Raw genomic sequence first — 20525 nt, forward strand, 5'->3', positions numbered from 1 at the left:
CGGCGCCCCCCCCGGGGGTGCCCGGGGTTGACACCCCCACCCCAAACGCCCGCCCGGCGGTGGGGTGTGGCGGCGGCCCGCCCCCCCCCGCCCCCCCCCCACGACCGGCACACCCAGCAGCTCAGCCAGGAACCGCCCCGTGTGGCTCGCCGGGTCGGCCGCGACCTGCTCCGGCGTGCCCGTTGCCACCACCGCACCGCCGCCACCGCCTCCCTCGGGACCCATGTCCACCAGCCAGTCGGCGCTCTTGATGACGTCCAGGTTGTGCTCGATGACGAGGACGCTGTTGCCCTTGTCGACCAGACCCTGTACCACGCCCAGCAGCTTGCGGATGTCCTCGAAGTGCAGTCCTGTGGTCGGCTCGTCCAGCACGTAGATCGTGCGACCGTTCGAGCGCCGCTGCAACTCCGCGGCCAGCTTCACCCGCTGCGCCTCACCCCCGGACAACGTCGTCGCCGGCTGGCCCAGGCGCACGTACCCCAGCCCGACCTCCGTCAGGGTCCCCATGTACCGCGAGATCGCCGGCACGGCGCTGAAGAAGTCCTTCGCCTCCTCGATCGGCATGTCCAGCACCTCGGCGATCGTCTTGCCCTTGAAGTGCACCTCCAGCGTCTCCCGGTTGTACCGGGCCCCGTGGCACACCTCGCACGGCACGTACACGTCCGGCAGAAAGTTCATCTCGATCTTCAGCGTCCCGTCACCCGAGCACGCCTCGCACCGCCCGCCCTTGACGTTGAAGGAGAACCGCCCCGGCTGGTACCCGCGCAGCTTCGCCTCGGGCGAGGACGCGAACAGCTTGCGGATGTGGTCGAACACCCCCGTGTACGTCGCCGGGTTGCTGCGCGGGGTGCGCCCGATCGGGCTCTGGTCCACGTGCACCACCTTGTCCAGGTGCTCCAGCCCTTGCACCGACTTGTGGCGACCCGGCACGCGACGCGCACCGTTGAGCTTGTTCGCGAGCACCGTGTACAGGATGTCGTTGACCAAGGTCGACTTGCCCGACCCCGACACCCCCGTGACCGCCACCAGGCACCCCAACGGGAACTCCACCGTGACGTCCTTCAGGTTGTGCTCACGCGCACCCGTCACCACCAGGCTGCGTTCAGGATCCACCGGACGCCGCTGCTGCGGCACCTCGATCCGCCGAGCGCCCGAGAGGTACTGCCCCGTCAGCGACTTCGAGTTCGCCAGCAACCCCGCCACGTCCCCGGAGTGCACCACTTCACCGCCGCGCTCACCGGCACCCGGCCCGAAGTCCACCACCCAGTCCGCCACCCGCACCGTGTCCTCGTCGTGCTCGACCACGATCAGGGTGTTGCCCAGGTCCCGCAGTCGCGTCAGCGTGTCGATCAGGCGCCGGTTGTCCCGCTGGTGCAGCCCGATGCTCGGCTCGTCGAGCACGTACAGCACCCCCACCAGACCCGAGCCGATCTGCGTGGCCAACCGGATGCGCTGCGCCTCACCACCCGACAACGTCCCCGCCGGCCGGTCCAGCGACAGGTAGTCAAGCCCCACGTCCAACAGGAACCCCAACCGGGCCTGGATCTCCTTGAGCACCTGCGCGGCGATCTTCTTCTCCCGCGCCGACAGCGACACCGTGTCAAGGAACGTCGCGCACGCGTCGATCGGCATCGCGCACACGTCAGCGATCGACTTCCCCCCCACCTTCACCGCCAGGATCGACGGCTTCAGCCGCGCGCCCCCGCACGCCGGGCAGGGCGTCTCGCGCATGTACCCCTCGTAGCGCTCCTTGCTCCAGTCCGACTCGGTCTCCGCGTGGCGGCGCTTGACGAACGGGATGACCCCCTCGAAACCCGTCGAGTACTGGCGCTCGCGGCCCCACCGGTTGCGGTAGCGCACCTGCACCTCGTGGTCCTTGCCGTGCAGCAGGGCGTCCTTGGCCCGCTTCGGCAGCGCCCGCCACGGCGTGTCCATCGAGAAGGACAGGTCTTCCGCCAGCGCCGTCATCAGCCGCTGGAAGTAGTCCGCCGACCCGCTCGCCCAGGGCGCGATCGCGCCGTCGGCCAGCGTGAGGTCCTCGTCGGGGATCACCAGCTCCGGGTCGACCTCCAACTGGGTGCCGATGCCCGTGCACTCCGGGCACGCGCCGAACGGCGCGTTGAACGAGAACGAGCGCGGCTCGATCTCGTCCACGTCCAAGGGGTGCTCGTTGGGGCAGGCCATCTTCTCCGAGAAGCGGCGTTCCCCCTCGGGACCGTCCACGCCGACCAGGTCGGCCACCAGGAGACCACCGGACAGCACCAGCGCCGTCTCCACCGAGTCCGTCAAGCGCCGCTTGACGCCCTCCTTGACCACCAGGCGGTCCACGACCACCTCGATCGTGTGCTTGAGCTTCTTCTGCAGCGTCGGCGGCGCGTCCAACGGCACCACCTCCCCGTCCACACGGGCGCGGGCGAAGCCCTTCGACTGCAGCTCGCGGAACAGGTCGGCGTACTCGCCCTTGCGGTCGCGCACCACCGGCGCCAGCACCTGGAAGCGGGTCCCCGCCTCCAGCTCCAGCAGCTGGTCCACGATCTGCTGCGGGGTCTGCCGCCCCACCGGCTCCCCGCACACCGGGCAGTGCGGCCGACCCGCCCGCGCGAACAGCAGGCGCAGGTAGTCGTACACCTCCGTGATCGTGCCCACCGTCGAGCGCGGGTTGCGCGACGTGGACTTCTGATCGATCGACACCGCCGGCGAGAGGCCCTCGATGAAGTCCACGTCCGGCTTGTCCATCTGCCCCAGGAACTGCCGAGCGTACGCCGACAGCGACTCCACGTACCGGCGCTGCCCCTCGGCGAAGATCGTGTCGAACGCCAGGGAGGACTTCCCCGACCCCGACAGACCGGTGAAGACCACCAGGGCGTCGCGCGGCAGGTCCACCGACACGTTCTTCAGGTTGTGCTCCCGCGCACCGCGCACCACCAAGCGATCGGAGGCGACACGGGCGCTCGCCACGGAAGCGGTGGCGGCGGCGGCGCGCGTGACGCGCCGGGACGTGCTACCGGTGCGGGAAGAGCCGGCGGGAGGAGTGCGAGAGGCCACGGCCCAACCCTAGGCGCCACCTCCGACACCGCCGCCCGGGCGGGGCACCCGGCCGCCGCCCCGGTGGCGTCCCCCCTCCGGGGTCCGCCGATCGGCGGACGACAGTAGTTGAAGGTGATGACTACTCTGGGTGCATGGCGTTCGGCGAAGCGATCCCCACCCCCCAGGCCACCCGCTGGCTGGACGAGCAGGAGCAGCGCACCTGGCGCAGCTTCCTGGCCTGCGTCCAGCTGCTCATGGACCGCGTCGACCGCCAGCTCCAGCACGACTCCGGGGTCGTGCACACCTACTACGAGATGCTCGTGCGCCTGTCCGAGGCCCCCGGGCGCTCCCTGCGCATGAGCGAGCTGGCCGAGTCCTCCCTGTCCTCACGCAGCCGCGTCTCCCACGCCGTCGCCCGCATGGAGGAACGCGGCTGGATCCGCCGCGAGGCGTGCGCCACCGACGGGCGCGGGTTCAACGCCGTGCTCACCGACGAAGGCATGAAAGCCCTGCAGGCCGCTGCGCCCGCCCACGTGGAGACCGTCCGCGAGCTGCTCTTCGACCGCCTCGACACCGAGCAGCAGCTGCAGCTGCGGCACATCAGCGAGACCCTCCTGCAGCACCTGACCGCCACGGGCAGCGTCTCCCCCGTCCCGCTGATCGCTCCCCTCAGCGACTGACCCGCTCCCACCACCGGCGGCCCTGCGAGCGCTCCCGGCCAGCCACCGGCGCTCGCGGGGTCCTCGCACCTCGTCCGGCGACCCCGCTCAGACGCCCTGCGCAGCGCGCATGCCGCGCAGCTCCTTCTTCAGGTCGCCCACCTCGTCGCGCAGGCGAGCAGCCAGCTCGAACTGCAGCTCCGCGGCCGCCGAGTGCATCTGGTCCGTCAGCTGCTGGATCAGGTCGGCCAGGTCCGCCTGCGGCATCGAGGCGCGCGGCTCCGGCCCCACCTCGCGCCCGACACCGGCGCCCTTGGCCCCCCTGGCCGGCACGGGGGCCTTGCCGCGCGACTGCGTCCGGCCGCTGCCGCCCTGCGCCGCGAGCAGGGCAGCCGTGTCGGCGTCCTCCCGCGCGATGAGGTCGGTGATGTCGGCGATCCGCTTGCGCAGCGGCATCGGGTCCACTCCGCGCTCGCGGTTGTAGGCCACCTGCTTCTCCCGGCGGCGGTTCGTCTCCTCGATCGCCTTCGCCATCGAGGGCGTCACCGTGTCGGCGTACATGTGGACCTGACCGGAGACGTTGCGGGCCGCGCGGCCGATCGTCTGGATCAGCGACGTCGACGACCGCAGGAAGCCTTCCTTGTCGGCGTCCAGGATTGCGACCAGCGACACCTCGGGCAGGTCGAGGCCCTCCCGCAGCAGGTTGATGCCCACCAGGACGTCGTACTCGCCCTGGCGCAGCTCCCGCAGCAGCTCCACCCGGCGCAGCGTGTCGATGTCCGAGTGCAGGTAGCGCACCCGCACCCCCTGCTCCAGGAAGTAGTCCGTCAGGTCCTCGGCCATCTTCTTCGTCAGGGTGGTCACCAGGACCCGCTCGTCCTTGTCCGTGCGCACTCGGATCTCGTGCAGCAGGTCGTCGATCTGTCCCTTGGTCGGCTTGACCACCACCTCGGGGTCCACCAGCCCCGTCGGGCGGATGATCTGCTCCACCACCCCGTCGCCGCGGGACAGCTCGTACGACCCCGGCGTGGCCGACAGGTACACCGTCTGCCCCACGCGGTCCAGGAACTCCTCCCACCGCAGGGGGCGGTTGTCCATGGCGCTGGGCAGCCGGAAGCCGAAGTCGACGAGGGTGCGCTTGCGGGAGGCGTCGCCCTCGTACATGGCGCCGATCTGCGGCACCGTCACGTGGGACTCGTCGATGACCAGCAGGAAGTCCTCGGGGAAGTAGTCCAGCAGCGTGTTGGACGCCGACCCCGGCTCGCGGCCGTCCATGTGGCGGGAGTAGTTCTCCACTCCTGAGCAGCTGCCCACCTGCCGCAGCATCTCGATGTCGTACGTGGTGCGCATCCGCAGCCGCTGTGCCTCCAGCAGCTTGCCCTGCTGCTCCAGCTCCGCCAGCCGCCCGGCCAGCTCCGCCTCGATGCTGCCGATGGCGCGCTCGAGGCGCTCGGGGCCGGCCACGTAGTGCGACGCGGGGAAGACGTACACCAGCTCCTCCTCGCGCAGCACTTCCCCGGTCAGCGGGTTGAGCGTGTACAGCTTGTCGATCTCGTCGCCGAAGAACTCCACGCGGATCGCGTGCTCCTCGTACTGCGGGATGATCTCCACCGTGTCCCCGCGCACCCGGAAGGTGCCGCGGGTGAAGGCCATGTCGTTGCGCGTGTACTGCATGCCCACGAACCGCCGCAGCAGCTCGTCGCGGTCCATCGACTCGCCCACCTGCAAGGTCACCATGCGGTCCACGTACTCCTGCGGAGTGCCCAGGCCGTAGATGCACGACACCGTGGCGACCACGACGACGTCGCGGCGGGTCAGCAACGAGTTGGTGGCCGAGTGCCGCAACCGCTCCACCTCGTCGTTGATGGAGGAGTCCTTCTCGATGTACGTGTCCGACTGCGGCACGTAGGCCTCGGGCTGGTAGTAGTCGTAGTACGAGACGAAGTACTCCACGGCGTTGTTCGGCAGCAGCTCGCGGAACTCGTTGGCCAGCTGCGCCGCGAGCGTCTTGTTGGGCGCCATCACCAACGTGGGGCGCTGCACCTGCTCGATGAGCCACGCCGTCGTCGCCGACTTGCCCGTGCCCGTCGCTCCCAGCAGCACGACGTCCTTCTCCCCGGCCTTCACGCGCCGGGCCAGCTCCGCGATGGCCGCCGGCTGGTCGCCGGACGGAGCGAAGTCGGAGACCACCTCGAAGGGGGCCACCCGCCGCTGGATGTCTGTCGTGGGCCGCATGGGGCCACTGTAGGTCGGCCCTGCGACACGAGCCCGCGCTCACGCTCAGGGCGGACGGAGACGGCGCATCACCCCGCGGGCGGGCGCCACCCCGCTCCCTCGGCCCACCGTTCGGCCCGCTCGTGCGCCACTGCGGTGAACCACGGCTCCTTCGCCTCGGCGTACTGCGCGGCGTCGGCGCACCGCTCCGCCAGCTCACGCTTCACGTCGGCGTAGTGATCCCTCGCGGCGGCGTCCGCGCGCAGCCAGTCCCGGAAGAGCAGCGCCCACCGCCACCCGGGCGAGCCGTGCACCCGCACGTGCAGGTGCACCGGGCGAGCCGGGTCGGCACCGCCGTGCAAGCGCTTGCGCCACCGGGACGGGTCGGGCTCGGGCGGCTTCGGCGCGTCCCACCACTCGCCCGGCGCGCGCGGGAAGCCCGCCGCCGCGAGGTCGCTCGCCACCGCGTCGGCCGCTCGCAGGGACGGCACCGACAGCTGCAGGTCGAGGACGTCCTTCGCGGCGAGGCCGGGCACGGCCGTGGACCCGACGTGCTCGGCACCGCGGGCCGCGCCACCCGCGGCGCGCACGACGCGGGCCAGCGCGCGCGCCGCCTCCCCCGCCCACCGATCCTGGTGGGGCAGCAGAGCCAGGGGTGGCCCGTGGACCCGGCGGCCGCTCCGCAGGTTGTCCGCGAAGGGCACCAGCCGCTCGCGCCACAGCGAGTCCACCTGCGCCAGGAGCTCCTGCGGGGATCCGGCGTTGTCCAGAACGGCGTCGGCGGCGGAGAGGCGCTCGCGATCATCGGCCTGCGCGGCGATGCGGGCGTCGGCGTCCTGCGGTGCCATGCCGCGATCGGACACCAGCCTTCGCCGACGCTCCGCGACGGGAGCGTGCACCACGGCGACGAGGTGGTACTCCGCGCCCATGCCGTTCTCCACCAGGAGCGGCACGTCCTCCACGATGATCGATCCAGGTGGTGCGGCTTCCGAGAGCTCCGCCCGTCGGCGCGCCACCAACGGGTGCACCACCTCGTTGAGCCGCCGCCGTTGCGCAGGGTCACCGAAGACCACCCGCCCCAGAGCCTGTCTGTCCAGACTCCCTTCCGGGGTGAGCACACCGACGCCGAAGCGCTCGACGACCGCCGCCAGTCCCGGGGTGCCGGGAGCGACCACCTCGCGCGCGATGGCATCGGCGTCCACGAGCACGGCGCCCAGTTCCTCGAGACGACGAGCAGCTGTCGACTTCCCTGCTCCGATGCCCCCGGTCAGTCCTACGCGCAGCACGTGCAGACTCTAGGAGCTCCTCGTCTTCGCGGTTCGAGCACCGGGATGCATGGACCTCCATCTACCCGTGATGATCGGGGATCACGGTCAATGACGAACATCCGCATCACCACCGCCGACTCGGGGTCGTGCGGGGCTCGTGACCATCGTGCTGCGCGGGTAGCCCGCGGCCCGGGGGCTTCGCACCTCGTCCGTCACCTCCGCGGGTCCGATGATGCACGCCGCACGTGCCACCACCACCCCCGGCGAGCGATGTCGAGAAGGGCCCGACGTCGTTGTTGCCGCTGAACGATGAGCGATCCGTGCGGGTGCAGCAGCACCCCACAGGTCCCGTGGTGCGGCTGAGCGACGATGGAGCCGTCGTCACCACCGAGGTGGGCAGGCTGCACCTGGCCACGTGCACACCGGGTGCAGCGTGCTGCGCACCGCGGTACCGCACGGACGAGGTCGTCTTCTCCCCCGATGCCCGCCCCACCTGGGGCTTGCCCCACGATCACCTCGCGCGGGTGGGTACCACCGGTGCAGCGCGCCGCACCGAGGTCGACCGGCCCGTCACCGGGGTGCAGGCTGATGAGCAGGTCCTGTACGTGCGCGTGCGGGACCAGCCGTGGCACCTGCGGCCGCACCCGGACGCCTGGCGGGTGGTGTACGCACCCCGCTGACTGCGCCCGCCCCGTGACGCGTCCCTGCCCGACGTGCTCAGCGTGCGCCCGCACGCCGTACCGCAGGAGCGAGCCCCGCAGGTGGAGCGCCTGGACCCGGGCGACGGACACGTCACGGCTCCCACCCCCGTCAACGGTCACGAGGGCACCTCCACCGCCGCCGCCGATGGCGCGCTGCTGCCGGCCGCCGAACGGGGCTCGTGGGGGCCGTGGTGCACGCACCCGTGGAAGCCCTGCGCTTGCTCCCCACCGGCGCAGCGCAGGTGTTCCTGCCCGCCGACAGCATCGACACCACCGGCCGCGGCCGGCCCCTGGTGCCACACCCGGTCGATGCCGACCCCCACGTGCAGCCGATGCACGACGTGCACCACAACGAGCACGCCTGGGCTGCCGGGGCCAGTCGTTTCGGCGGTGGCGCTCAGCGGCTCGCGGCCACACAGGCACCTGGGACTGACGTGCCGCCTCAGCGGCTACCCCGCCTGCTGCTGCGCCGCCGCCTCCCCCTCTTCGACGAACTGGGCCGCATCGCACCGGCACCGCTCCTCGGAGCGGACCTCGTGCACGTCTGCGGAGCGCGCAACACGCTCCCGGCCGGCGTCGCCGTCGACGGCGCCCTCGAAATCCGCCCTCCCCACGCGAGAGAGTCCGCACCTGCACGCGAGAGAGTCCGCACCTGCACGCGAGCGCTTGCTCACGCCCGCGACCGCGCACGCGGTCATGGCGCCCTCCGGACACGATCCTGGCTGTTCGGGGTCGTGAGGTCGTGTCGATCTGCGAGTGGCTGCTCGGCCGCCCTCCAGGGTCGCCAGGTGCCTCAGCAGCCGTGCGTGGTCCTCGAGCTGGACGACACCCTGGTCGCCGAGGACCGGGTCGTCATCGCCACCGCCTGCGCCGAGCCCTTGGCGCGCGAGGTCTGCCGGGCGTCAGGCCTGCAGGACGTCGAGGTCGTCGCCGGCAGCTTCACCACCCACCGCTGGCGCCTGCCGCACGCGGTACCTGCCCGCAGCCACCAGGAGGTGCAGGCCCTGCAGGACGCAGGCACCGACCTGCCCGTGGACCACGCCTACTCCGACAGCGTCAGTGACCTGCCGCTGCTGCAGACGGCTCGCACCCTCCACCTGGTGCGCCCCTCGGAACGGCACCTGCCCGTGCTGCTGCGTGAGCTGGGTCAGGACGCCCAGGTCATCCGCTGAGCACGGTTCACAGCGGCAGGCGCTGACACCGGTGCGCGCTCACGGCGCTCCGGGGGCGCACCCCACCGACGAGCGAGACATCGAACGCTTCAGTCAGCGAAGTGGAGCCACGAGCAGCCTCGGGGCCGGAATGCACGCCTCCTCCCTTGAGGACCCCACCTGCCCACGACGACTGAACGAGCTCGCCGACAACGCCCAGCCGCCGGTACTGGGCACCGCGACGGTCACCGTCCACGACCTCGCCTCCGGCGGCAGCTCTGTCGGTACCGGTGGCCCAGGGGCCAGCACGGTGGAGCTGATCGACGCAGCCATCGCCGCACTGCAGCAGGCCCGCAGGCTCCTCCCTGAGTGATCGCCGATCTCGCCGGCACGCACGCTCATCCCGCCCTCCGGGCGCGATCATGGTGACTAGCCTCGGGTGCGTCCACACACCACGCGTGAACATCGGCAAGGGAGCACCGGCGGTCTACAAGACGATGGCCGCCCTGGACAGCGAGGTCCGCCAGCACGCCGCATCCGCCGGACTCGAAGCAGCCTTGATGGAGCTGGTCAAGATCCGCGTGTCGCAGATCAACGGCTGCGCCTTCTGCCTGCAGTTGCACACCCGCGAGGCCGTCGTCATCGGTGAGGACCCCACCCGCCTGGCGGTGTTGCCCGCGTGGGAGGAGACCGACTGGTTCAGCGCTCGCGAGCGGGCCGCGCTGCGCCTGGCCGAGGCGGTCACGCTGGTCGCCGACGGGCAGGTGCCCGACGAGGTCTACGGCCAGGTCGCCGAGGTCTTCACCGAAGCCGAGATCGCTGCGGTGGCGTGGGTGACGATCGTCATCAACGCCTACAACCGCATCGCCATCACCAGCCGCTACCCCGTCGGCCCCACCAGCTGACCCGACACCCGACTCAACCCAAGCCCAAGCCCAAGCCCAAGCCCAAGCCCAAGCCCAAGCCCTGGAGTCTCCCCAGCACCGGCCCGGCCCGCGAACCGAAATCTGGCCGCCAGGAGCCTGTCAAGGCCCGGGTTCGATGAAGGCCTTGGTGCCTCTCGCCTTCCATCGAACCCGGGCCTTGACAGACGAGGTTCCAGGTCCTCAGCGGGGTGGGCGGTGCTACTTCGGGATGGACACAAGCCTCTCTTGAGCCACTCCCCGCCAGCGGTGCCCGACGCTTCGCACGCCATGACAGAGGCACACCCTCAAGGTGGGTGGACAGCCGCGATCGGAGCACCACGCCGGGCACCTCGACATCAGCCCGGCCGGGCCTGAGCCGGGGGTCCAGTGAACGAGTAGCCGCCGTCCGGGCGCGACCGTCATCTCACGAGCGGACGCCTCCGAAACGACCCAGCTGGGCGGCGACCGCACTCGACCGACCTCTTGACCCTCGGGGGTTGCCGACTCCCGGAAGGCTCGCGATACTCGTCGCGTGCGGCGCCGACTCGTGATCCCCCTCGCTGCCGCGCTCTCCGCGCTCCTGGCGCTGCCAGCCTGCTCCGGCTCGGACATCGACGGGCCCGTCATCACCGTCACCGGCACCTTCGACAGCACCCTGGAAGCCGTGGGCGCCACCGTCACCTTGGACGAGGGCTGCCTGCGCTCGGAGGACAGCGTCCTGGTGTGGAGCGAAGGCACCACCTGGGACGAGCAGAACCAGGAAGTCGTCCAGCCCGACGGGACCCGCGTCCCCCCGGGCGCCGGAATCAGCCTCAACGCCCACGCCCTGCCCGACTTGGAAGAAGCCCTCGGCGAGGACGGCGCCCGAGCCGTCGAGGCCTGCGGCGGGGTACCGACACCCAGCGGCGGCCGGCCGAGCGGCGGGCTGGCCGTGCGAGTCGCCTGAGGACCAGCGCGCCGGCCGGGAGCACTGCACACGCCGGGCAGTGCTCGCACGTGCCGCTGTCACGCCGAGTTCAGGGCCGCAGGTGGGCGACGATCCCCCGATGGGGGGGTCCAGTGCCCCACGACCCGTTCGTGGAGACCGTGCGCACCACCACCGCCGACGACTCGTCCGTCCCGGAACTGGTGACTGCCTGCCCCGAGAGCGATCTCGCCGAAGCCGGTGTGGACACCATCACCTCACCGGTCCTCGTCCCCACCGGTGAAGGCGCTGCCGGCGAGGTGCTGGCCGTGGCCGGTCACGAGCACTGACCCAGCACTGTCGCACAGCTGTGCGTACTGACCCACCCCACCGTCCGCGGTGCGGGCCTGGCCCGCTCGGTGGCAGCGGCGGCCACCGAACACGCCCTGTGTGCAGGGCCGCCTCAGTGGCGCGCCCGCCCCGTCCCGTCCGTGCGCGTGGCCGAAGCCCCGGGGTCCCGGACGTTGGGGCAGCAGTCGAGCCTGCGCCTCGCCGTGTGAGGCCGAGGAGTGCATGTCCGCGAACAGCGCCGTCCGTGGCGTCCACGACCGTCCTCGTCCGTCGACCTGCGCGCGGTAGCTGCGCCCGTCCATGCCCGTCGCCCTGCGCCGACACCGCGACTCACCCGGTGGCGGCGCGCACCCGTTGCAGCCACTCCTCGATCAGTGCGGCGGTCAGCACCGACTGGTCGAGGTGCACGTTGTGCCCTGCGGCATCCAGTACGACGAACGTACCCCGGGGGGATGACGTCCCGTGGAGTGGTGTAACTGCGGTCGCGTGAAGCGCTGCGGTTCGGACTATGCCGTGCGGGCGGTCAGGCTGTCGAGGGTGATGTCCGTGTCGGTGCTGCGGATGGGCAGGCTGGTCGGCTCCGGCGGGGTCAGCAGCGCCATCGACGCCTCGGAGAGGTAACGGCGGCCGGTGACGGCCCACTCATCGTGCGCCTCGATCAGCACGCAACCGGCCAAGCGCAGCACCGCAGCCGGGTTGGGGAAGATCCCGACCACGTCCGTGCGGCGTTTGACCTCCCGATTCAACCGCTCGATGGGGTTCGTCGACCAGATCTTGCGCCAGTGCGCTTCGGGGAAGACCGCGAACGCGGTCAGGTCCGGGCCGGCCTCGTCGAGCATGTCCGCGACGGCGGGGAACTGCCCTCGCAACGTGTCGGCGACGACGCTCACCTGCTCGCTGACCAGCGTCGGGGAGGGCTGGGCGAAGATGGTGCGGACCATCGCCGCGACTGCCTCGACCTGGCTCTTGGAGACCTTCGCCAGCACGTTGCGCATGAAGTGGACCCGGCACCTCTGCCAGGCGGTGCCGGCCATCGTCTGCTCGATCGCGGAAACCAGCCCGCGGTGCTGGTCGGAGATGACCAACTGGACCCCGCGCAGGCCGCGATCGCGCAGGCCGCTGGGAACTGCTTCCAGAAGTCGAGGGTCTCGGCGTTGCCGACGTTGCAGCCGAGGACTTCCCGGTGTCCGTCGGCGGTGACTCCGGTGGCGATGACGACGGCTTGGGAGACGACCCGGCCGCGGACGCGGGCCTTGCAGTAGGTCGCGTCCAAGAACACGTAGGGGGTGGCCTGGGTGTCCAGCGGGCGGGAGGTGAAGGCGGCGACCTCGGTGTCCAGGTCGGCGCAGATGCGCGACACCTCCGACTTGGAGATGCCGGAGGCGACCCCCAGGGCCTCGACCAGATCGTCGACCTTCCTCGTGGAGACGCCGTGCACGTACGCCTCCATGACGACGGCGTGCAGGGCCCGGTCTATGCGCCGGCGTGGGTGCAGCAGAGTGGGGAAGAACGACCCGGTCCGCGTTTTGGGGATCTTCACGGTGAGGTCGCCGGCGGTGGTGGCCACCAACTTCTCGCGGACGCCGTTGCGCCAGGTGGTGCGCTCAGCGGTGCGCTCGTGCCGGGCTGCGCCGATGTGGGCCTCGGCTTCGGCCTCGACCAACGCCTGCAGGGCTCCTTGCAGGATCCGGCGCATCAGGTCGCCATCGTCGGCGCTGCTGAGCGCCTCAGCCACCGCGGACAGGGCAGACTGGTGCTCGAGGGTCATCGCGTTGATCTCCTTCTACGAGTTCCTTGGCGGGTACTCGCAGAGCTTCACGCGGTGGCCCTCCCTGCTGCCGGTGCGACACACCGGCCACGGCGGGGAAGGCGACCCTCAGTTACACCACTCGGTGGGACTCACCCCCCGGGGGTAGTGCTCCCGACGGGCCCAGGCGTCCTCGTACCCGACGACCTGGTCGTGCCGGGCGCTGATCATCAAGCAGGGCTGGGTGAACGGCTCCGGATCGGCGTCCTCCGGCTCCTGCTCCAGCGCGTAACGGGTGGCGATGCGCGCCAACCCCTCCTCATCGGCTGCGTCCAGGCCCGGCTGGACGTGCTCGAGGAAGGCTCGTGCGCTCTCCACGCTCTGCACCACGGCCATCTCGGCGTAGTCCTCAGCCGCCGCCCCAGCGGTGGCCGAAGCCCGGGGATCGGTGCGCAACACCGTCTGCGGCGGCACGACACGTCGTGCGTGTTCGGCGACGAAGACCCCGGCCAGGGTGGCCAGACCCAGGACCCGGGGACGCAGGTCGTGAGCGACCTGGCGGGCGACCATCGCCCCGAAGGAGTTGCCGAGGACGGCGAAGGGCTCGTCTCCGATGCGCTCGGCGATCTCCCGCTCGACCGCGTCGACGACGTCGCGCGTGGAAGCGACCTCACCGATCGGGGTTCCTGTGGTGCCGGGCAGGTCGAGGTAGATGCGCCGCCACCCGTCGGCAGCTCCGATGACGGGGTCCAGGGGAAGCAGGAGCCGGTGGTCGACCCCGAAGCCGTGCAGGAGGAACAGGGGCGTTCCGGTACCGACGTCGACCGCGTGCACGTGCCGACCCTAGCCAGCCCCCGTCGGGCCGGAGAGCTCACCGCCCACCCCATCGACTCCACGGTCATCACCGTGGCGCGATGAGCGGTTGATCACACGGCCCGTCGATGCCGTCGGGCGACCGGAAGAACCTGCCCCCGTCGTCCACACCGCCACCCTGCGCACCCCCGTTCCGGTCGTGATCCTCGGGCAGGAAGAGGGAGGGGTCGCCAGGTTCGTGGGCGATCGCTCCGCCGACGAGTCGAGCGTGCGGGTTCCGCTCGTCGACGCGGCAGGGCCCACCGCCCCAGGGCGGTGACGACGGGCTCCGGGTCGGCGCCGTGGCCGGTGCCCTCGAGCTCGCTGAGCCGGTCGCTGAGCACGTCGGTGCGTGCTCCCCGACAGGTCGGCCCCGGGCCGGGAGGTGGCCACCTCGGCGGGGCCGCGATCCTCCAGCACTCCTCGCCAGCGGGCGCTTGTCGCTCGCAGGCGCACGTCCTGCGACCGCTGATCGGGAGTTCCGCTGAGCCTCGCGCCGATCACCGCGCTCGGCACCGTGGGCGCTGCGGCTGAACGAAGGAGGGACGGTGGACGACGTCTGGCCGCTGGTGCACGCTGAGCGCGCAGCGCCGATCGAGGACCTGACGCACCTCGACGACGCGCAGCGGCAGCAGCCGTCGCGGTGCGGGGACTGGAGCGTGCACGACGTGGTCGCCCACCTGGTCGAAAGCGCGCACCACCCGGCTCGGTTCCGCAGCCGGCCCGGCTCGAGCTCGGTTCGACTTCGAGCGGCACGACGCCCGCGGTGTGCGTCACCACCAGGGCGCCTCACGCCGGGAGATGCTGTACCGGCTCGCAGACGTCGCCTCCTTCTGACGGCGGCGCACTGACGACCCCTGCCGCCGGCCGGGTCATCGCCGAACAGGTGCTCGACGCCTGGCACCGCTGCGACACCGACAACGGCGACGCGGAGACCGTCGGTCTCGCCAACGCGAAGGAGGGTGGTGTCTGCGTGCCGGCAGAGTGTTGACCTGTACGTGCACCACCATCTGTTGATGCACAACGAACGGTGGGGCCCGACCGGATCCTCCGGGTCGGGCCCCACCACCTGCCGATCAGTGACGAAGCGTCAGCGCACGCCACCCCGGCGCTTGTTGTAGACGTCGAACGCGACCGCCAGCAGCAGGACCAGGCCCTTGATGACCTGCTGCAAGGACTGCTCGACACCGAGCAGCTGCATGCCGTTGGAGATCACACCGACGAGCAGACCACCGATCATCGCGCCGGTGACCTTGCCGACGCCGCCGGTGACAGCAGCACCGCCGATGAAGGCTGCGGCGATGGCGTCCAGCTCGAAGCTGTTACCCGCGCCGGGCTGAGCGCCGTTGGAGCGCGAGGAGAAGATGACACCGGCGATCGCGGCGAGGAACCCCATGTTGACGAAGATCCAAAAGTTGACCTTCCGGACGTTCACACCGGACAGCTGAGCGGCAGCAAGGTTGCCGCCGATCGCGTACACCTGGCGGCCGAACACCGACGACTTCATGATGAGCGAGTACGTCAGGATGAGGACGGCGAGGATGATGAGCACGATCGGCATGCCGCGGCTGTTCGCCAGCTGCCAGGCGAAGGCCATGACCACGGCCGCAACGGCGACGATCTTCAGGACGAACACCGGCACGGCGTCCACGGTCTGCTGGTAGCGCACACGCGCCACACGGTTGCGGATCTGGCTGACGGCGTACCCGGCGACGGCCAGCGCACCGATCAGCAGCGTGAACGCGTCGTACCCGTAACCGCCGAGCAGTCCGTTGAGGAACCCGGTGGCGATCTGGTTGTACTCCCCGGGGAAGGGCGAGAGGGAGACGTTGTCCAGCACGTAGTACGTCAAGCCGCGGAACAGCAGCATGCCGGCCAGCGTGACGATGAACGCGGGGATGCCGACGAAGGCGACCCAGAACCCCTGCCAGGCGCCGATGGCGATACCGACGGCCAGGGCGGCCAGGACACCCACCCACCACGGCCGGCCCGAACCGATGACCAGTTGCGCCGACACGGCACCCGTCAGCGCCACCACCGACCCGACGGAGAGGTCGATGTGCCCGGCGACGATGACGATGACCATGCCGATCGCCAGGACCAGCACGTAGGAGTACTGCAGGATGATGTTGGTGATGTTGCCCGGGCTCAGGGACAGCCCGTCCGTGAGGAAGGCGAACAGCAGCACCACGACGACGAAAGCGATGTAGATGCCGCTCTCGCGCAGGTTGTCCGTGATGGCCCTGAAGGGGTTGGCGGTGCCGGTGCGCGGCCCCGGGGTCTGCGGGGGCCTGCTGCCGGGGGCCGCGCCCTTCTTGAGGAGGTCGCCGGTACCGCTCATGCGGAGTGCTCCTGGTCGTCGTCGTTGCGGGGTGTGCCGGCGCCGGCCCGAGCCGGCGCGCGGTCCTTGGTCATGAGGCTCATGAGGTTCTCCTGCGTCGCCTCGGACGTCGGCAGCTGGCCGGTGATGCGGCCGGCCGCGAGCGTGTAGATGCGGTCGCAGATGCCCAGCAGTTCGGGCAGCTCGGAGGAGATCACGATGACCGCCTTGCCGGCCGCCACGAGGCGGTTGATGATCGTGTAGATCTCGTACTTGGCGCCGACGTCGATTCCGCGGGTCGGCTCGTCGAGGATCAGGACCTCCGGGTCCGAGTAGATCCACTTCGACAGCACGACCTTCTGCTGGTTCCCGCCGGACAGCTTCCCGGTGACGGCCATGACGGTCGGAGCCTTGATGTTCATGCTGCGCTTGCTGTCCTCGGCGACGCGGATCTCCTCGTGGGAGTTCACGAAACCTCCGGTGGCCAGCTTGCCCAGCGCGGCGGCGGAGATGTTGCGCTTGATGTCGTCGATGAGGTTCAGGCCGTACTTCTTGCGGTCCTCGGTCGCGTAGGCGATGCCGTGCTTGATGGCCTCGCGCACCGAGCGCGCCTCGATCGGCTTGCCGTGCATGTACATCTGCCCGCTGATGTAGCGGCCGTAGGAGCGACCGAAGACGCTCATCGCCAGCTCGGTGCGGCCTGCACCCATCAGGCCCGCGATGCCGATCACCTCCCCCGCACGCACCGACAGGTCGGCGCCGTCCACGACGCGGCGGTCCTGGGTGGGGTGCCCCACCGTCCAGCCCTCGATGCGGAAGACCTCCTCACCGGGGTGCGACTCGCGCTCGGGGTAGCGGCTGTCCAGGTCACGGCCGACCATGCCGCGGATGATGCGGTCCTCGGTCACGGCGTCGGCGCGCATGTCGAGCGTCTCGATCGTCTGGCCGTCACGGATGATGGTCACCGAGTCCGAGATGGACTCGATCTCGTTCAGCTTGTGAGAGATCATGATGCTGGTCATGCCCTCGGCGCGCAGTTGCCGCAGCAGGCCGAGGAGGTGCTCGGAGTCGTTGTCGTTCAGCGCGGCGGTGGGCTCGTCGAGGATGAGCAGCTTGACGTCCTTGCTCAGGGCCTTGGCGATCTCCACCAGCTGCTGCTTGCCGACGCCGAGCTGGCCGATCGGGGTGATGGGGTTCTCGTGGAGCCCGACACGAGCCAGCAGCTTCGAAGCTTCGCCGTTCGTGCGGTGCCAGTCGATGAGCCCGCTGCGTCCCTTGATCTCGTTCCCGAGGAAGAGGTTCTCGGCGATCGAAAGGTACGGCACCAGCGCCAGCTCCTGGTGGATGATGGCGATGCCGGCCTTCTCGCTGTCGGTGATGCCGCTGAAGCGCGAGAGCTGCCCGTCGAAGTGGATCTCACCCTCGTAGGTGCCGTAGGGGTACACCCCCGAGAGGACCTTCATCAGGGTGGACTTGCCTGCACCGTTCTCGCCGCAGATGGCGTGGACCTCACCGCGCCGGACCGTCAGGGAGACGTCGGACAGCGCCTTCACACCGGGGAAGGTCTTGGTGATGGAACGCATTTCCAGGATGTTGTCGGTCATCGGCGCGCCGTCGTCCTCGCTCGGGAACCGTGCGGGCGCAGCGGCGCCCGCCGTGGTGGTTTCGGGGGGTTCCGCGGGAACGTCCCCGCCGCGGACAGCGGTGGGGACGTTCCCGCAGTGGGCTTTCGGAGGGTCAGCCGGCCTGGCCGGTGTCGACCTCGGCCTGGCTGTAGTACTCGGTGTCCACCAGGGCGGAGACGATGTTGTCCTTCGTGATGATCTGGGACTCGAGCAGGTACGCCGGGACGACCTTCACACCGTTGTCGTAGGTGGTGGTGTCGTTCGCCTCGGGCTCCTCGCCGGCAACCATCGCCTCGGCGGCGGTCACGGCCTGTTCGGCGAGCTCGCGGGTGTCCTTGAAGATGGTCGAGTACTGCACGCCGTCGTTGATGAGCTTGACGGAGGCGATCTCGGCGTCCTGGCCGGTGATGATCGGCATGGGCTTCTCGGCGCTGCCGTAGCCGGCGTTCTGCAGGGCGGTGATGATGCCGCGGGAGATGCCGTCGTAGGGCGACAGGACACCCTCGACCTTGCTGCCGTCGTTGTAGGCGGAGGTCAGCAGGTCCTCCATGCGCCGCTGAGCGGTCTCCTGCTGCCAGCGCAGGATCGCAGCCTGGTCGATGGAGGTCTGACCGGACTTCACGACGACCTGGCCGGAGTCGATGAACGGCTGGATGGTGTCCATCGCGCCGTTCCAGAAGAACTGCGCGTTGTTGTCGTCCAGCGAACCGGCGAACAGCTCGACGTTGAAGGGGCCGGTGGCGGTGCCCGGGGAACCGTCCGGATTGAGCAGGCCCAGGCCGGTCAGCAGGGAGGTGCCCTGCTGCACACCGACGTTGTAGTTGTCGAAGGAGACGTAGAAGTCCACGTCCCCGCTGCCGCGGATGAGGCGGTCGTAGGAGATGACCTCGATGCCGGCGGCCTTGGCAGCGGCGAGCTGGCTGCTCAGAGCGGTGCCGTCGATGGCGGCGACGATGAGCAGGTCGACACCCTGGGTGATCATCTGGTCGATCTGCTGCGACTGGGTGGGGATGTCGTCGTTGGCGTACTGCAGCTCGACCTCGTAGCCGGCGTCCCGCAGACCAGCCTTGACGTTGTTGCCGTCGGCGATCCACCGCTCGGAGGTCTGGGTCGGCATCGAGACGCCGACGGTGACGTCGCCTTCGGCGGCGCCGTCGGAGCCGGAGTCACCGGAACCGGCTCCCCCACCGCCGCAGGCGGAGACGGTCAGGGCCAGACCGGCGGCGAAAGCCGCCAAGTAGCGACGAGTGATCACGGCGGAACTCCTCTGTACCTCGTGAGCGTCGGGACACGGGTGGCCCTCGACAGTGGTGTGGGGGCGCCAGCAGCTGGCGCTGTGACCGCCTGCTCGAGCGGGCTTCCTCGTCCCGTTCAACAGCAGCAGACGGTTGGACGTCGAACATTGTTAACGTTAGCAGTCTGCAGCGTCAAGCCGTTCGCCCGACAGGAGCAGTGCCCCGCCGGAACACGTCGGAGGCGGGCGCGCAGCGTCGTCGCTGGGTTACCCTGACGCCTCCGGAGGACGCGCACCCGACGCACCCGGCCCCAGCACGTGGACGTACCGGGGTCCGCCCCGGTCTCCCCTCCACTCCCCCGTGCCCCGCACGGCCACAGGCAGGAAACGCAGATGAGCCCTCCCGCGGACCCGGCGCCGCCGCCGGGCGAGGGGCCGCGCACGCCGGTGCTCGCGGACGTCGCCGAACTCGCCGGCGTCTCCCAGCAGACCGTGTCACGGGTCGTTCGGGGCTCCGGCTCCGTGGCCCGGCGCACGCGCGAGCGCGTCGAGCAGGCGATCGCCGAACTGGGCTACCAGCCCAACGCGGCGGCGCGGGCCCTGGTGACACGACGCTCCCACCGCATCGGCGTGGTCGCGGCCAGCACCTCCCTGTACGGCCCCGCGCTGACGCTGGTCGGGGTGCAGGAGGCCGCGCGGGCCGCCGGGTACTCCGTGACGGTGGTCATGGTCAGCGACCTGCTGCCGACGACGGTCGAGGAGGCGTTCCAGGAGCTGCGGGGGCAAGCCGTCGACGGCGCCATCGCCGTGGTGCCCGAGGACGCCTCGCAGGCAGCGGTCGCGGCCACCGACGTGACCTTCCCGTGCGTGCAGGCACCGGGCCTGGACGGCGCAGGGGTGCCGGACGCGTACTGGAGCGAGGTGGCCGCGGCGCGGGCCGTGACCGAGCACCTGCTGTCGCTGGGGCACGCCACCGTGCACCACGTCGGGGGGCCGGTGGACTGGGCCGAGGCGCGAGCGCGCTCGACCGGCTGGCGCACGGCACTGGTGGAGGCCATGCGCGTGGTCCCCCGCCCGGTGCGGGGCGACTGGACGGCGGCCTCGGGCTACCGCGCCGGGCGGGAGGTGGTCGCCGCCGGCGCGAGCGCCGTCTTCTGCGGCAACGACCACATGGCGATCGGAGTGGTCCGGGCCGTCACCGAGAGGGGGTTGTCGGTGCCCGGCGACGTCAGCGTCGTCGGGTTCGACGACGTTCCCGAGGCCGCCTACCTCAACCCGCCGCTGACGACGGTGCACCAGGACTTCACCGAGATCGGCCGCAGGTGCGTCCAGGTGCTGCTGGGCCGGCTGGCGCGGCGGGTCGTGGAGCTGGGACCGGTCAGTCCGCAGCTCGTCGTGCGCGCCAGCACGGGCCCCGCCCCCGGGGTGGTGCGCGTGCCCGGCGGTTCGGGCGGGGGCGTGCCGACGCACGAGGACCCCCCCGCCTCCCCCGCCGCCGGGTCCCCCACCGCCGGGGCACGCTGAACCTGGCGGGTGTGCCCGCACGCACGAGGGCCCCGACCGGCAG

The 20525-nt window shown here is 70.8% G+C and carries 17 protein-coding genes and 1 pseudogene; 9 read left to right on the forward strand and 9 right to left on the reverse strand.

The window, feature by feature from the left end:
• Positions 1-2958, reverse strand: a 2958-nt coding sequence (gene uvrA / locus ACRYR8_RS17745) for an excinuclease ABC subunit UvrA (RefSeq protein ID WP_432485882.1), incomplete at its 3' end; no start/stop codon positions are given.
• 221 nt (positions 2959-3179) lie between these two features.
• On the opposite strand from uvrA, the gene ACRYR8_RS17750 reads away from it, so the two are divergent.
• Positions 3180-3707, forward strand: a complete 528-nt coding sequence (locus ACRYR8_RS17750) for a MarR family winged helix-turn-helix transcriptional regulator (RefSeq protein WP_432485854.1) — start codon at positions 3180-3182, stop codon at positions 3705-3707.
• A gap of 87 nt (positions 3708-3794) precedes the next feature.
• Here ACRYR8_RS17750 and uvrB read toward each other — a convergent pair whose 3' ends face one another.
• Positions 3795-5921, reverse strand: coding sequence for an excinuclease ABC subunit UvrB (uvrB, locus tag ACRYR8_RS17755; protein WP_432485856.1), 2127 nt, complete (start codon positions 5919-5921; stop codon positions 3795-3797).
• Positions 5922-5989: 68 nt separating this feature from the next.
• Positions 5990-7186 (reverse strand): dephospho-CoA kinase, encoded by a 1197-nt coding sequence (coaE, locus tag ACRYR8_RS17760; RefSeq protein ID WP_432485858.1) that lies wholly within the window; start codon positions 7184-7186, stop codon positions 5990-5992.
• Positions 7187-7488: 302 nt separating this feature from the next.
• Here coaE and ACRYR8_RS17765 point away from each other — a divergent pair, with 302 nt between their 5' ends.
• Complete coding sequence (locus ACRYR8_RS17765; RefSeq protein WP_432485860.1) at positions 7489-7848, forward strand: hypothetical protein; 360 nt, start codon at positions 7489-7491, stop codon at positions 7846-7848.
• A 137-nt stretch (positions 7849-7985) separates the two neighbouring features.
• Here the strand turns inward: ACRYR8_RS17765 and ACRYR8_RS17770 are convergent, their stop codons facing one another.
• Positions 7986-8207, reverse strand: a complete 222-nt coding sequence (locus tag ACRYR8_RS17770; RefSeq protein ID WP_432485862.1) for a hypothetical protein — start codon at positions 8205-8207, stop codon at positions 7986-7988.
• Between the two features lie 450 nt (positions 8208-8657).
• Between ACRYR8_RS17770 and ACRYR8_RS17775 the strand changes: the two genes are divergently transcribed.
• The 5 genes from ACRYR8_RS17775 (at position 8658) to ACRYR8_RS17795 (ending at position 11179) form a co-directional block, all read left to right on the forward strand.
• The gene (locus ACRYR8_RS17775) at positions 8658-9041 is read left to right on the forward strand and encodes a haloacid dehalogenase-like hydrolase (RefSeq protein WP_432485864.1); all 384 of its coding nucleotides are present in this window, start codon (positions 8658-8660) and stop codon (positions 9039-9041) included.
• Between the two features lie 130 nt (positions 9042-9171).
• Positions 9172-9393 carry a hypothetical protein gene (locus tag ACRYR8_RS17780; RefSeq protein ID WP_432485866.1) on the forward strand — a complete coding sequence of 74 codons (222 nt, stop codon included), beginning with the start codon at positions 9172-9174 and terminating at the stop codon, positions 9391-9393.
• An 85-nt stretch (positions 9394-9478) separates the two neighbouring features.
• Entirely contained in the window at positions 9479-9925 is a 447-nt protein-coding gene (locus tag ACRYR8_RS17785; protein ID WP_432485868.1) for a carboxymuconolactone decarboxylase family protein, read from the forward strand.
• Between the two features lie 532 nt (positions 9926-10457).
• Positions 10458-10871, forward strand: a complete 414-nt coding sequence (locus tag ACRYR8_RS17790; RefSeq protein WP_432485870.1) for a hypothetical protein — start codon at positions 10458-10460, stop codon at positions 10869-10871.
• Positions 10872-10984: 113 nt separating this feature from the next.
• The gene (locus ACRYR8_RS17795) at positions 10985-11179 is read left to right on the forward strand and encodes a hypothetical protein (RefSeq protein ID WP_432485872.1); all 195 of its coding nucleotides are present in this window, start codon (positions 10985-10987) and stop codon (positions 11177-11179) included.
• A 507-nt stretch (positions 11180-11686) separates the two neighbouring features.
• Here ACRYR8_RS17795 and ACRYR8_RS17800 read toward each other — a convergent pair.
• Both ACRYR8_RS17800 and ACRYR8_RS17805 read right to left on the reverse strand, forming a co-directional pair.
• Positions 11687-12948: pseudogene (locus ACRYR8_RS17800) on the reverse strand (IS256 family transposase).
• Positions 12949-13056: 108 nt separating this feature from the next.
• Positions 13057-13761 carry an alpha/beta fold hydrolase gene (locus ACRYR8_RS17805; protein WP_432485874.1) on the reverse strand — a complete coding sequence of 235 codons (705 nt, stop codon included), beginning with the start codon at positions 13759-13761 and terminating at the stop codon, positions 13057-13059.
• A gap of 587 nt (positions 13762-14348) precedes the next feature.
• Between ACRYR8_RS17805 and ACRYR8_RS17810 the strand changes: the two genes are divergently transcribed.
• Positions 14349-14630, forward strand: a complete 282-nt coding sequence (locus ACRYR8_RS17810; RefSeq protein ID WP_432485884.1) for a maleylpyruvate isomerase N-terminal domain-containing protein — start codon at positions 14349-14351, stop codon at positions 14628-14630.
• 239 nt (positions 14631-14869) lie between these two features.
• On the opposite strand, the gene mmsB is transcribed toward ACRYR8_RS17810, so the two are convergent.
• The 3 genes from mmsB to chvE all read right to left on the reverse strand — a co-directional run bounded on the left by mmsB (position 14870) and on the right by chvE (position 18976).
• Positions 14870-16120 (reverse strand): multiple monosaccharide ABC transporter permease, encoded by a 1251-nt coding sequence (gene mmsB / locus ACRYR8_RS17815; protein WP_432485876.1) that lies wholly within the window; start codon positions 16118-16120, stop codon positions 14870-14872.
• A complete protein-coding gene (gene mmsA / locus ACRYR8_RS17820) occupies positions 16117-17703 on the reverse strand; it encodes a multiple monosaccharide ABC transporter ATP-binding protein (protein ID WP_432485878.1) in 1587 nt (528 codons plus the stop codon). Before mmsA ends, mmsB begins: the two co-directional genes overlap by 4 nt.
• Positions 17704-17836: 133 nt before the next feature.
• Entirely contained in the window at positions 17837-18976 is a 1140-nt protein-coding gene (gene chvE / locus ACRYR8_RS17825; RefSeq protein WP_432485886.1) for a multiple monosaccharide ABC transporter substrate-binding protein, read from the reverse strand.
• Positions 18977-19351: 375 nt separating this feature from the next.
• Here chvE and ACRYR8_RS17830 point away from each other — a divergent pair, with 375 nt between their 5' ends.
• Positions 19352-20482, forward strand: a complete 1131-nt coding sequence (locus tag ACRYR8_RS17830; protein ID WP_432485880.1) for a LacI family DNA-binding transcriptional regulator — start codon at positions 19352-19354, stop codon at positions 20480-20482.
• Positions 20483-20525 lie beyond the last annotated feature (43 nt).

The organism is Kineococcus esterisolvens (assembly GCF_050871405.1).
Classification (GTDB): Bacteria; Actinomycetota; Actinomycetes; order Actinomycetales; family Kineococcaceae; genus Kineococcus.